The following is a 13,637-nucleotide window of genomic DNA, read 5'->3' on the forward strand; positions in this document are numbered from 1 at the left end:
CGGGGCCGGTGCCGCCGGCCTCGCGCTCGGCGCGGGGGCGGGTGCGGCGGCGGGTGTCGCCGTCGGGCGTGCGCGGGAGCAGGATGCCGTGGCGTCCGTCTACGACTACTACGGCGCGCATCAGGCCGGCATCACGACACCCGTCCAGGATCATCTGCATTTCGCGTCGTTCGACATGATGGCGCGCACCGACCGCGACGACCTGGTGACGCTGCTGCAGGATTGGTCGTACGCGGCGGCCCGCATGACGCAAGGGCTCGACGTCAGTGCGACCGGGGCTGTGGGCGGGTCGCCCGAAGCCCCGCCGGACGACACCGGCGAGGCGCTGGGGCTCGCGGCGAGCGGCCTCACGATCACCTTCGGCTTCGGCCCGTCGCTGTTCGAGAACGACGAAGGCGATCGCTACGGGCTCGCGGCGCGACGGCCGGCGCAGCTCGAGAAGCTGCCGGCGTTCCTCGGCGACGACCTCGACCCGGCGCTGTCGGGCGGCGACCTGTGCATCCAGGCCTGCGCCGACGATCCGCAGGTCGCGGTGCACGCGATCCGCAACCTCAGTCGCATCGCCTTCGGGCGCGCGCGGCTGCGGTGGTCGCAGCTCGGTTTCGGGCGCACATCGCGCACGACGGCGGCACAGGCGACGCCGCGCAACCTCTTCGGGTTCAAGGACGGCACCGCGAACATCCTCGCGACCGACGACGCGGCGTTGGCCGACCACGTGTGGGTCGGCGCAGCGGACGAGCCGGCATGGATGGCGGGTGGTTCGTACCTCGTCGCGCGGAAGATCGCGATGCTGATCGAGACGTGGGACCGCGTGCGCCTCTCGGAGCAGGAGTCGATCATCGGCCGCGCCAAGGGCGTCGGGTCGCCGCTGTCGGGTGGCGACGAGTTCACCGAGCCCGACTTCGACGCCACCGGTGCGGGCGGCCAGCCGGCGATCGCGGCGACGAGCCACGTCCGGCTCGCGCATCCCGAGCTGAACGACGGCACCCGGATCCTGCGGCGCGGCTACAACTTCGTCGACGGCAACAACGAACTCGGCCGCCTCGACGCGGGGCTGTTCTTCCTGTCGTACCAGCGTTCGCCCGAGCAGTTCGTGCGGCTGCAGCGGTCGCTGTCGACCGACACGATGAACGAGTACATCCGCCACGTCGGCTCGGGACTCTGGGCGATTCCGGCGGGCGCGCAGCCCGGTTCCTTCGTCGGAGCGGCCCTTTTCGCCTGAGCACCGCCCGATTCCCGTCCGGAGCGATTGCCGGGCCGGCCGCCGTCGGCGCCGCGAACCTTCCGCTCAGCCGTTCTGGCGGGGATCGGGTCGGGGCCCCCGCGGTTGGTCGCGCGGCCTCCGAGAACCCGTGGGGTCGCTGCGGCGGCCCTCGCGTCGTGCCAGCGTGCGGTCGGCGAACAGCCACGCCGGGCGCGGCTCGATGAGCGGGCGGAAGACCCGGCGCACCGGGCGCGTCGCCAGCCCCAGCGCGATGAGCACCGAGCCGACGATGACCAGCGGCAGCCAGAGCCAGGTGGGCTCGGCGTTGCGCAGCAGCCCGTTCTCGCGGAACGGGTACAGCACGAACGAGTGCAGCAGGTAGACGTACATCGTGTACTGGCCGAAGTGCGTCCACCAGTGGGTGTCGCGCGGAAGCAGCGCGAAGAATGCCGTCGACAGCACCACCGCCACCATCATGAGCGCGAGGCGCACGCCGCCGGCCCACCACTGGGTGCCGCCGATGGAGGCGTAGTTCTCGTCGTAGAAGAGCCACTCCCGCAGGTTCATTGCGCGCCAGTCGTCGACGAAGAACCACGCCGCCCAGGCGGCGACGGCGAACAGGCCGATGCCTCCGGCGAACACCCACCACGGTCGGCGGTCCAGCAGCCGCAGCCGTGCGACGACATCGTGCTCGCGCAGCCACCAGCCCAGCGTGAAGAAGGGCAGCAGACCGAGGGTGCGCGACAGCGAGAACGTCGAGTCGATGTTGGGCAGGTATCCGGCGCCGATCGAGATCACGACCGTCCACAGCAGCGGCCAGCGCAGCAGCGCGAGATAGGGGAGCACGACCCGGAAGATGCCCAGGGCCAGCAGGAACCACAGCGTCCACGACGGCTCGGTGAGGTTGGGGTTCGCCTGCCCCTCGACGATCCACTTCGTCAGCGTCCAGAGTCCCTCGAACACGATGTACGGCACCAGGATGTCGGTGATGACGCGCGCCATCTGCGTCCGCGTGGGGGCATCCGACTTGGAGAAGTAGCCCGAGATCACGGCGAACGCCGGCATGTGGAACGCATACACGACGAGGTAGAGGCTCAGCGCGATGTCGGAGTCGTACGTCAGGCGCTGCACGGCGTGGCCGAGCACGACCAGAACGATGCAGGCGAAGCGGGCGTTGTCCCAGAAGGGCGTGCGCCGTCGCGGGCGGGCGATCGACCCCGACGGGGTGGTCGTCGTGGGGGGAACGCTGCTGCCGGTCATCGTCACCTCTCGCCGGGGCGCAGACCAGACTAGCCGGGGATGATCCGCTTCGCGTTCGCTTGACACCGGGTCCCAGGCGGGCTGAGTCTGAGTACGGCTGCGCCGCCGACGTGCGCCAGGAGGAGACCACGATGACGGTGCCCATGCCCTCCGCGCCCGACGCCCGGGCGCTGCAAGACGCCCCCCGGCGCACCGACGCCGCGGCCACCGATCCCTTGGCCGGCGCGCCGGAGGACGTTCGTCCGGTCGTGCGGGTCGGCGGCGGTCTGGTGCGCGGCACCCGCGAGACAGCGCTCGATCGCTTCCTCGGCATCCCGTACGCCGCCGCGCCGGTCGGCGATCTCCGGTTCCGCGAGCCGCAGCCCGCACCGGCATGGGAGGGGGAGCGGGATGCCTCGGCCTTCGGTCCGACGGCTCCGCAGGCGCCCTATGGCGGCGGCCTCGAGAAGTATCTGCCGACCGTCGAGATCGCGGGCGACGACTTCCTCACCGTGAACGTGTGGACGCCGGCCGACCGGCCGGCCGATGCGGCGCTGCCGGTGCTGGTGTTCGTGCACGGCGGCGCACTCACCCGCGGCGCGGCGGCACTGCCGGCCTATGACGGGCAGACGTTCGCACGGCATGGCATCGTGTACGTCTCGATCCAGTACCGGCTCGGGCAGGAGGGCTTCGCGGTGCTCGACGACGTGCCGCAGAACCTCGGTGTGCTCGACCAGCAGGCGGCTCTGCGCTGGGTCCGCCGCGAGATCGCCCCGTTCGGCGGCGACCCCGCGAACGTGACGGTCATGGGCCACTCGGCGGGCGCCAACACCCTGACCGCCCTGCTCGCCCTGCCGCAGGCGAAAGCGCTGTTCGACCGCGCGATCCTCCAGTCCGGGCCGCTCGCCGCGCAGCCTCCGAAGAAGGCCGGACGCATGACGCGCGAGATCGCGAAGCGGCTGAAGATCTCCGCGACGCGCGTCGGTTTCGCCGCGGTGACCGCCGAAGAGCTGGTCGTGCAGCAGCGGGCGATCGCCGCAGGCGGCTCTCCGCTCGGCCGCGGCCCCAGCGTGGCGCTCGCCGCCGGAGGCGACGCCGTGCCCCAGAACCCGCTCGACGCCCTGCTCGCCGGCGCCGGCCGCGGCATCCCCGTGCTGATCGGCTCCACGAGCGAGGAGTACCGGCTCTGGTTCGTGCCCAGCGGAGTGCTCGACCGGATCACCGATCGCACGCTCGCCCTCGCCCGCCTCGCGTCGCGGGTGCCCTCGCGCATCGTGAAGGCGCACCGCGCCCGCCGGCCCGATGCGACACCGGGAGAGGTGCTCGGAGAAGTGGTGACCGACGTCCTCCTGCGCGGGCCGATCGCGCGGTTCGCCGACAGCCGGACAGACGACTCGGCTCGGCCTGATGGGCTCGATCCGACACCCGCGTCGCCGACATGGGTCTACGAGTTCCGGTGGCGCAGCCCCGTCGACCGTCTGGGCGCCGCCCACGGGATGGAGCTCGGCTTCGTCTTCGACCGCATCGACACGCCCGATGCCGCGGCCCTGGGCGGCCACGGCGGTCCGCAGGCGCTCGCCGACGCCATGCACCGCGCCTGGGTGTCGTTCGTCGTCGACGGCGATCCGGGATGGGAGGCCTGGTCGAGCCGCCGGCCGGTGCAGGCGTTCGATGCCGACGGCGGCCACATCGACTACGCGCCGCGTCAGGACGAGCTCGACGGTCTTCCCGAGGGGTAGTCTCACAGTCGCGATGACGACGATCGACGACGCGCTCGAGCGCGACCAGGCCCTCCCCGACCTCGACTGGCACGTGTTCCCCGCCGGCACCGAGCGCGATGTGTTCCGTGCTCCCAGCGGCGGCCTCGCACGCGCTCGCCTCGGCGACCCCGATGCGCCGCGGGTCGTGCTCGTCCCCGGCGTCGCGGGATCGAAGGAGGACTTCATCCTGCTGTTCCCGCTCCTCGTGGCAGCCGGTTACCGGGTCGAGGCATACGACATCGCCGGCCACTACGAGTCGGTGGACGCCGGGCCGCAGCACCTCGATCCGCCGCGCGAGTCCTACGACTACCCGCTGTTCGTCGACGATCTCATCGCGATCCTCGAGGCGGGCGGACCCGCGCACGTGCTCGGCTACAGCTTCGCGGGTCTGGTGACCGAGCTTGCCCTGGTCGCGCGCCCCGATCTCTTCCGCAGCCTCACTCTGATGGCGGCGCCGCCCGCGACCGGCCAGGTGTTCCGCGGCGTGAAGCACATCGGTCCCATCTCCGACATGTCGCCGCACCGCGCGGCGGGGCTCATTCTCTGGGGCATCCGCTACAACCTCAACCGGACGCCCCCCGGGCGCATCGCGTTCGTGCGCGAGCGGCTCGGCGTCACCGGCCGCGCGTGCATCGACGACGTCGTCGGCCTCATGATGACCACCCCCGACTTCGCGGACGACGTCGCCGCGGTCGACGTCCCGAAGCTCATCGCCGTCGGCGAGCAGGACCTGTGGCCGCAGGCGCAGCACGACGCCTACGGGCTGCGCATCGGCGCACGCGTGGCGACGTACCCGACGGGGCATGCGCCCTGCGAGACGGCGCCGCACCAGCTCGTGCGCGACATGCTGCGGCTGTTCGCCGACGCGCAGTGATGGGAGCGGATGCCGCCGCGTGCGGCATCCGCTCCCGACGTCACTTGATCGAGCCGCGCGTGACGCCCGAGATCACCCAGCGCTGGCTGAAGATGTAGACGATCAGCAGCGGTGCCATCGCCATGAGGTAGGACGCGAACGCCACGGTGTAGTCCGTGTTGAACTGCCCTTGGAACACGTACTGCGCAAGGGAGAGCGTCCGTGCGGACGGTTCGGTCAGCACGACGAGCGGCATGATGAAGTCGTTCCACGCCCAGACGCACGTGATGATGCCGACGGTCGCGTTCATCGGCATGAGCAGCGGGAAGATCACCGACCAGAAGATCCGCCAGGTCGAGGCGCCGTCGACGCGCGCCGCCTCCTCGAGTTCGATCGGGATCGAGCGGATGTATGCCGTGTAGATGAAGATGTTCAGCGACAGCCCGTAGATCGTGTACAGGATGATCATGCCGGCCTGGTTGTCGAGCCCGAGGATCGAGGTCTGCTTGACCAGCGGCAGCATGATGATCGGGAACGGGATGAACAGCGCGGCGAGCAGGTAGAAGAACACGCCCTTGAAGAACGGCCGGTGGATGTTCCGGGCCAGGGCGTACGCCACGATCGAGCTTGTCAGCAGCGTGAAGACCACCGAGCCGACGGTGATGATCGCCGTGTTCAGCAGCGCCTGCGGGAAGCTCGTGCGCGCCCACGCGTCGGCGAAGTTCTCCCACCGGATCGGGTTGGGAAGCTCGAACCCGGTGCCCTGCGTCAGCTGCTCCGGGGTCTTGAGGGCGACGACGACCGCCAGGTACAGCGGGATCAGCACGGTGAGCGAGCACACCGCGATCAGGGCGGTCGCCCACCAGTTGGTCTTGCGGGTGTCGTCGTCGGGCTCGCCGCGGCGCTTGCGGCCGGCGTTGGCCGTGACGGCATCCACATCCTGTTCGAGCTGCGATGCGGTGTTGGTCATGGTGGTCATCAGAAATCGGCCTCTCTGCGCTGAAGGACCCGGAATTGGAAGAGCGAGACGACCGTGATCACGATGAAGAAGATCACCGCGTTGGCCGTCTGGTAGGCGAACTCGCCGCCCGAGAAGCCGCCCCGGAAGATGAGCAGCGTCACCGATTCGGTCGATGTTCCCGGTCCGCCGTTGGTGAGCGCGACGATCGGGTCGAAGACCTGCAGGAATCCCTTCAGGCTCAGCACCACATTGATGGTGAAGAAGGCGCCGATGAGCGGGAACGTGATGGAGCGGAACTGCCGCCACGGCGACGCGCCGTCGAGAGACGACGCCTCGTAGAGCTCCGCCGGGATCGTCTGCAGCCCGGACAGATAGATGATGATCGCGAAGGCGCACGCCTGCCACACAGCCAGCGCGACGATGGCGGTCCAGGCCCACGTCTCGTTGGTCAGGATGTTGTCGCGGAAGAGCGGGATGCCCGACAGGATCTTCGGCAGCGAGTTCGAGAAGAAGAACTGGAACACGTAGCCGATCACCAGGATCGCCAGGATGTACGGCACGAAGTACACGCCGCGCCAGAAGTTGCGCGCCTTGATCTTGGCGTTGAGTCCGAGCGCGATGGCCAGCGAGAACGCGTTCGTGAGGATCGTGGCGACGATCGCGAACAGGAACGAGAACCCGTACGCCTGCAGGACGCGATCGTCGCGGAACAGATTGAGGTAGTTCGACAGGCCCACGAAGTTCCAGGCGCCGTAGCCGGCGTAGTTCGTGAAGCTGAAGAAGATGCCGACGACGACCGGGAGGGTGTGGAAGGCTGCGAACGCGATGACCGCCGGCCACACCATCCAGTAGTACGTCGAGGGCGCGCGAGACGAGTCCGTGCGCGTGCGGATGGCACGTCGGCGGGTCGTTCCCGCCGGAGTGGATCGGACGGCTTCGGTGAGGGTAGCCATGTCATTCTCCCGTCACGGGGATCGTGCGGGCGGCCACCTTGGCCCACTCGCTGTCGAGGGTCTGCAGCGCCTTCTCGGCGTCTCCGTCGAAGAGGAACTGCTGATCGGTGGGGATCAGCGGGACCGCCGGCGGGATCTGGTGGTCGATGAAGCCGGTGATCCGCTGGTCTTCGAAGAAGGGCCGCACGGACTGCAGTGCGGGATCGTCGCTGAGCTCGGCGCCCTCGACCGAGGGCACCATGTTCTGCGATTCTGCGAAGCGCTCGATCACGTCGGGCTGGAACACGTAGTCGATGAATCGCATCGCCGCATCGTGCTTGGGGTTGTCCTTGCCGAGCGTGAACACCACATCGACGCCCGAGACGAGCAGGCTCTCGCCAGCCTCGTCGGTGGGGTAGGGGAAGATCCCCATCCGGATGTCGGGGTTCACCTGCTTGATCGGGTTGGTGGCCCAGATGCCCTGCAGCAGCATCGCCGACTCGCCGCGCGCGAACGCCGCGTTGCCGTCGTCGTACGTCTTTCCGCGATAGCCCTCCTGCATGTACGAGTAGAGCTGGTACTGCTGCTCCATCGCCTCGGCGAAGTCCTTCTCGAACGACACCTCGGAATCCGGGCCCACGTCAGCGCCCTCCTCGCGCATCTTGTCGAAGAAGCCGTCCTGCGCGGGGTAGGCGCCGAGGGCGTTCCATGAGGGGATGCCGGTCCACGAGTCGGCCAGGGTTCCGTAGAACGGCTGGATGCCGGCATCCACGAGCGCATCGCAGACCGCGATGAGCTCGTCCCATGTCTGCGGGACCTCGAGACCCTGCTCGTCGAAGATGTCCTGGTTGTAGATGATCCCGTTGGCGTTGTTCACGTAGCCGAGACCGTTCACCTCGTCGCCGTAGGTGCCGAGGTCGGCGAGGATCGCCTGTACGGCCGGGTTGATCGTGTCGAGCACCGGTTCGTCCGAGAAGTCGTAGAAGACTCCGGCTTGGGCCAGCCGGCCGAAGTTGCCGTTGGCGTTGAGGGTGATGACGTCGGGGACGCGATCCTTCACCAGGAGCGTCCGGATCGCGGTGTCCGCGTCCGCCACCTGGTTCTGCACGACGCGGATGTCGGGGTTCTCCGCCTCGAAGTCAGCGATGATCTCGTTGAAGACCTCGAGCGCCTCGCCCTTGAACTGGAAGAAGTTCAGAGTCGTGACGCCGTCGGCCGGCTCTTGTGCGCAGCCGCCGACAGCGGCCGCCGTTGCGGCGATGGCCACGACCGCGAGCGGCCTGATCCATCGTCGGTGAGTTGTTCTCATCGTGCGCCTCCTTGCGCGTGGGGTCGGTGGGGGTGTTCAGTTCTCGGCGGTGAGTTCGACGACCATCGCCTGCTGCGGGCGCTGCACGGGCGCGCGGACGCCCGCCTCGGCGAGCTCGCGACCTGTCAGCAGGGGCGCCGTGTCGGCCCAGGCGAGCGGCGACTGCCCGGCGTCGGCGCCGTCGCGCATCAGCACGCGAAGGCGGTACCTGCGTGCCGGGTCGAGCCCGGGCATGCGGATCCGTCCCGGCGGGTAGGCGGCGCCGGTCGCCGTCTGCACGATCGTGAAGACGGCGGATGCCGCATCCGGCGCGACCATGCCCCGCACATCGATGCCCGGCTCGGTGCCGTCGACGTGGACGACGCGGCCCGATGCGATGAGCGGACGCAGGCGCTTCGCGAGCGCCACCCACTCCGCGATGTCGGCGCGCGTGGCGTCGTCGAGCGTCGTGAGATCCCACTCGATGCCGAAGTGGCCGAACAGTGCGACCGCTCCGCTCAGGCCGAGCGAGACCGTGCGCCCCGACGAGTGGACGACGGGGCTCGTCAGGTGCATGCCCAGCATCTCGGGCGGCACGACGATGCCGGTGTGCCTCTGGTTCTCGAGCCGCTCCAGCGGGTCGAGGCTGTCACTGGTCCAGACGCGGTCGGTGCGATCGAGGATGCCGAGATCCACGCGCGCACCGCCCGACGCGCAGCTCTCGATCTCGAGGCCGGGATGCGCGGCCTTCAGCTCGTCGAGCAGACGGTAGACCGCGAGGGTGTGCTCGTGCACGCGCGCGTTTCCGGCCGGTCCGCTGGCGGCATCCACCAGATCGCGGTTGTGGTCCCATTTGAGATACGCGATCGGGTACTCGTCGAGGAGGGCGTGAAGGCGTGCGGCGATGTGGGCGTAGGCCTCGGGGTGTGAGAGGTCGAGCACCTGCTGCTGCCGCGCGGACGGCGGCAGCGACATCCGTCCCCGCAGGATCCAGTCCGGATGCCGGCGGGCGAGGTCGCTGTCGGGGTTGACCATCTCGGGCTCGACCCAGAGCCCGAACTCCATGCCGAGGGTGCGGACGTGATCGACGAGCGGGTGCAGGCCGTCGGGCCAGACATCCCCGTCCACGGTCCAGTCGCCGAGGCCGGCGGTGTCGTCGCGGCGGCCTTCGAACCAGCCGTCGTCGAGCACGAACCGTTCGACGCCGACGGATGCCGCGGCGTCGGCGAGGGCCGTGAGCCGGGCGAGCGAGTGGTCGAAGTAGACGGCCTCCCACGTGTTGAGCGTGACGGGGCGCGGGCGTCGCGGGTGCTGCGGGCGCGCGCGCCACTCGTCGTGGAAGCGCTGGGAGAGGTCGGTCAGGCCATCGCCCCACGATCCGATGACCCAGGGCGAGCTGTACGCCGCCCCGCTCTGCAGGACGATCTCGCCGGGCAGGAGAAGTTCGCCGCCGGCGAGGAAGGCGTCGCCGCTCACGGTGCGTTCCGCGAGGACGCGGTGGTTTCCACTCCACGCGACGTGGATGCCGTGCACGCGCCCTCGCTCGAAGCCGAAGCCCGGGCGGCCTGCGGCGAGGAGGATCGCGGCGTCCGCACCAGTCCGGCCACGGCGGCTCTCTCGGACGTGGGAGCCGAAAGTGAGCGCTCGCCGCTGCGGCGAGCGCTCGCGCAGGTGATGCCCGGTCGTGTCGAGGATCTCGGTCGCGTCCCAGGGGAGGGGGAAGGTCGGCTGCGTCGTCTGCAGGACGTAGGGGGTGGCGCCGGTGTTGCGCACGGTGAGGCGCTGGTGGAAGAGGCCGCTCGGGCCGATGCGCAGCTCGGCCCGCACCGCGAGACCGGCCTCCGCGTCGGCGAGGGCGATGCTCGCCCGGTGCTCGCCTGCCTGCACGTCGGCGATCGTGAAGACAAGGCTGACCCCCGAGCCGTCGCGGTGCCCCTCGAGAGCGGGTGAGCCGAACCACCCCTCGGCGCCCGTGGGCAGGAGCGTCAGAGCGGGCGTGGCGTCGAGGCCGCCGGAGACGCGCTGGCCGCGCGCCGCGATCGCGAGCCCCGAGAGCGTGGCCGGTGTGGAATCCCCGAGCGCAGCGCCCCAGTGGACGATCGCGGGCGCGGGGGCAGCATCGAGGTCGATGACGACGCTCGTGCCGCCGCGCGTGAGGTGGAGCACGCGCGCGTCCGAGGGAGGAGCGGTGTGCTCGGCGTCGAGCAGCTGGTCGGTCCTGTGCATGGAGTTAGTTCTAGCATGGAAGTAATAACAGGGGCAAGAGTGGTAATCAGCGAGGATTGCGTGCTGAACTCGCCCTATTCGTGCCAAGATGAAACCATTGCCCGCCGGGAGGGGAGCCGCCGACGATGCTGACGGACAGCGAACGTGCGCTTGCGCGAGCGGTGCTCATCCACGGACCCATCGCGCGCAGCGCGCTCACGAACCGCCTGGGCCTGTCGCCGGCGAGCCTGACCCGGCTGGCCAAGCCGTTCCTCGACCGCGGCTACCTCGTCGAGCTCGACGATCTCGCGGACGGGTCGGTCGGGCGGCCCGTTCGGCCGCTCGACGTCGCACCGGGGCTCGGACGTTTCGCCGGCGTCAAGGTCACCGGCGACGCCCTCGAGGTGGTCGTGACCGACGTGCGCGCCGCACTGCTCGCCCACCGCACCGCCGCGCTCGGCACCCATGAGCCGACCGGGGTCGCCTCGCGGATCGCCGAGGTGATCCGGTCGCTCGAGGTCGAGGCGCTGGTCGGCGTCGGCGTCGCGTTGGGCGGTGCCGTCGATGACGGCACCGTGCGCTACGCGCCGTTCCTGGAGTGGGAGGACGTTCCCTTCGCTTCCCTTCTGGAGCAGGAACTGGGTGTTCCGGTCGCGCTCGAGAACGATCTCGTCGCGCTCGCCGAGGCGGAGCGGTGGTTCGGCCTCGGCCGCGGCATCCCCGGTTTCGTCGTCCTGACGATCGGCGCGGGCGTCGGCTACGGTCTCGTCGTGGGCGGCGAGGTCGTGCGCTCGGCCGAGGCGGGCCTCGGGCTGGGCGGACACATCCCGCTGAACGACAACGGTCCGCTGTGCCAAGCAGGGCACCGAGGCTGTTCGCAGGCCATGCTCACATCGGGCTCGATCGCGGCGCAGGTCTCGGCCGCGCTGCAGCGCCCCGTCACGTACGACGAGGCCCTCGAACGAGCCGTGGCCGGCGAGCCGGCGGCAGCCGCGGTCGTGGACTCCGCGGCTGATGCGCTCGGCCGCCTGATCGCGCTGGCGGCGAATCTGACCTTCCAGACCGCCGCGGTGCTCGCCGGCGAGGGCATCGGGCTCTTCGCGATCGCCGAGGACCGCGTGCGCGCGGCCATCGCCGCCGGCCGCGATCCCCGCGCCGAGCAGGTGCGCCTCTACGTCGACGACTCCGGATTCACGGCGTGGGCCCGTGGTGCCGCCGCCGTCTCCATCCAAGCCGCCGTCGATCGGCTTCGGCTCGACTGAATCCTCACCGACCAGGACGCCCTCATGAGCCTCGACCCCATGACCCCATCCGCAGACAGCGCTCCCGCCGACCCGCCCGCCTGGTGGACCGGCTCCGTCGTCTACCAGATCTACCCGCGGTCGTTCCAGGACTCCGACGGCGACGGCATCGGCGACCTGCGCGGTGTGCTGCGGCGCATCGACCACCTCGTGGAACTCGGCGTGGACGTGGTGTGGTTCTCGCCGATCTACCGGAGCCCGCAGGACGACAACGGCTACGACATCAGCGACTACCGCGACGTCGACCCGCTGTTCGGCACACTGGGCGACCTGGACGAGGTCATTGCCGCACTGCACGAGCGCGGCATCCGCGTCGTGATGGATCTGGTGGTCAATCACACGAGCGACGAGCATCCGTGGTTCGTCGAGTCCCGGTCCTCGCGGGACTCTCCCCGCCGCGATTGGTACTGGTGGCGACCCCCGCGCGAGGGCATGGAGGCCGGAACCCCCGGCGCCGAGCCGACGAACTGGGCCTCCGCCTTCTCGGGGCCTGCCTGGGAGCTCGACGAGTCGACGGCGGAGTACTACCTCCACCTGTTCAGCCGCAAGCAGCCCGACCTCAACTGGGAGAACCCGGCCGTCCGCGCGGCGGTCTACGACATGATGCGCTGGTGGCTCGACCGCGGCGTCGACGGCTTCCGCATGGACGTGATCAACCTCGTCTCGAAAGTGGTCGGCGCGGACGGATCGCTCGCCGACGGCGTGGTCGTCGACGGGCGGTTCGGCGACAGCCGCCTGCAGACGGTCAACGGCCCGCGCCTCCACGAGTTCCTGCAGGAGATGCACCGCGAGGTGTTCGAAGGCCGTCGGGAGGGCCTGCTGCTGGTGGGGGAGACGCCCGGCGCCACCGTCGAGGACGGCCGCCTGTTCACGGATCCTTCCCGCCAGGAGCTCGACATGGTGTTCACGTTCGAGCACGTCCACATCGATCACGGCCCCGGTGGGCGTTTCGACCTGCACCCGCTCGACCTGCGCGAGCTGAAGGCGACGATGGCGCGCTGGCAGCACGGGCTGTTCCACGCCGGCTGGAACTCGCTGTACTGGGAGAACCACGACCAGCCCCGCAGCGTCTCGCGGTTCGGCGACGACGGCGCGTATCGGCGGGAGTCCGCGACGATGCTCGCGACCGTGCTGCATCTGCACCGCGGCACGCCGTACGTGTACCAGGGCGAGGAGCTCGGGATGACGAACGCGCACTTCCGCGACCTGTCGGACTATCGCGACATCGAGTCGCTCCGGTTCGCCGCCGAAGCCCGTGCCCACGGGCGGCTCACCGACGAGCAGCTCGTGGCGGCGCTCGGATCGGGCAGCCGCGACAACTCTCGAACCCCGGTGCAGTGGGATGCGACAGCGTCAGCGGGCTTCACGACCGGCACGCCGTGGATCGGGGTGAACCCGAATCACGCGACGGTCAACGCGGAGGCTGAGCGTGCGGATCAGGCATCGGTGTTCCACCACTACCGCCGTCTCATCGCCCTCCGGCACGACGACCCGGTGGTGCGGCTCGGCGACTTCGCCCTGGTCGCGCCCGATCACCCCCGCGTCTACGCGTTCACGCGCTCGGGCGGCGGTCCGACCCTTTTCGTCGCCGGCAACTTCTCGGGGGATCCGCAGGACATCGACGTCGACGGGGTCGATCCGGCGTCCGCGGAACTCGTGATCGGCAACTACGACGACCGGCCGCCGGTGGCGTCGGGCGTGATGACGCTGCGGCCATGGGAGGCCGTCGTGCTGCGTGCAGCGCACGGGCCGATGCGCGGCGAGCCGTGAATCGAGCGGATGTCGGAGGTCACGGCATCCGTTCGGGAATAACCTTTGAGGGCACGCGTTACACGAGATACATTCATTTGCATAGATTCGTCCGCGACGGAGATCCCGCACGGCGAACGGAGCC

The 13,637-nt window shown here is 69.9% G+C and carries 10 protein-coding genes; 5 read left to right on the plus strand and 5 right to left on the minus strand.

The window, feature by feature from the left end; translation table 11 throughout:
* Positions 1-1,222, plus strand: a 1,222-nt coding sequence (efeB, locus tag VIP82_RS14390; protein ID WP_331909774.1) for an iron uptake transporter deferrochelatase/peroxidase subunit, incomplete at its 5' end; no start/stop codon positions are given.
* A 66-nt stretch (positions 1,223-1,288) separates the two neighbouring features.
* Here the strand turns inward: efeB and VIP82_RS14395 are convergent.
* Positions 1,289-2,464, minus strand: coding sequence for an acyltransferase family protein (locus VIP82_RS14395; RefSeq protein ID WP_331909776.1), 1,176 nt, complete (start codon positions 2,462-2,464; stop codon positions 1,289-1,291).
* Between the two features lie 131 nt (positions 2,465-2,595).
* Between VIP82_RS14395 and VIP82_RS14400 the strand changes: the two genes are divergently transcribed.
* Complete coding sequence (locus VIP82_RS14400) at positions 2,596-4,182, plus strand: carboxylesterase/lipase family protein (RefSeq protein ID WP_331909778.1); 1,587 nt, start codon at positions 2,596-2,598, stop codon at positions 4,180-4,182.
* A gap of 13 nt (positions 4,183-4,195) precedes the next feature.
* A complete protein-coding gene (locus tag VIP82_RS14405; RefSeq protein ID WP_331909780.1) occupies positions 4,196-5,077 on the plus strand; it encodes an alpha/beta fold hydrolase in 882 nt (293 codons plus the stop codon).
* Positions 5,078-5,117: 40 nt separating this feature from the next.
* Here the strand turns inward: VIP82_RS14405 and VIP82_RS14410 are convergent, their stop codons facing one another.
* From VIP82_RS14410 to VIP82_RS14425, 4 genes are read right to left on the minus strand one after another with little or no spacing between them, the layout of a single operon-like run.
* A complete protein-coding gene (locus VIP82_RS14410; RefSeq protein ID WP_414684680.1) occupies positions 5,118-6,035 on the minus strand; it encodes a carbohydrate ABC transporter permease in 918 nt (305 codons plus the stop codon).
* Positions 6,035-6,970: a carbohydrate ABC transporter permease gene (locus tag VIP82_RS14415; RefSeq protein ID WP_331909784.1), complete on the minus strand. Its 936-nt coding sequence runs from the start codon at positions 6,968-6,970 to the stop codon at positions 6,035-6,037. Before VIP82_RS14415 ends, VIP82_RS14410 begins: the two co-directional genes overlap by 1 nt.
* A gap of 1 nt (position 6,971) precedes the next feature.
* Complete coding sequence (locus VIP82_RS14420; protein ID WP_331909786.1) at positions 6,972-8,258, minus strand: ABC transporter substrate-binding protein; 1,287 nt, start codon at positions 8,256-8,258, stop codon at positions 6,972-6,974.
* Positions 8,259-8,294: 36 nt separating this feature from the next.
* A complete protein-coding gene (locus VIP82_RS14425) occupies positions 8,295-10,463 on the minus strand; it encodes an alpha-galactosidase (RefSeq protein ID WP_331909788.1) in 2,169 nt (722 codons plus the stop codon).
* Positions 10,464-10,588: 125 nt separating this feature from the next.
* Between VIP82_RS14425 and VIP82_RS14430 the strand changes: the two genes are divergently transcribed.
* Both VIP82_RS14430 and VIP82_RS14435 read left to right on the plus strand, forming a co-directional pair.
* A complete protein-coding gene (locus VIP82_RS14430) occupies positions 10,589-11,704 on the plus strand; it encodes an ROK family protein (RefSeq protein ID WP_331909790.1) in 1,116 nt (371 codons plus the stop codon).
* Positions 11,705-11,743: 39 nt separating this feature from the next.
* Positions 11,744-13,513 (plus strand): glycoside hydrolase family 13 protein, encoded by a 1,770-nt coding sequence (locus VIP82_RS14435; RefSeq protein WP_331909792.1) that lies wholly within the window; start codon positions 11,744-11,746, stop codon positions 13,511-13,513.
* The last annotated feature ends 124 nt before the right edge of the window (positions 13,514-13,637 follow it).

The organism is Microbacterium sp., from assembly GCF_036566905.1.
GTDB lineage: Bacteria > Actinomycetota > Actinomycetes > Actinomycetales > Microbacteriaceae > Microbacterium.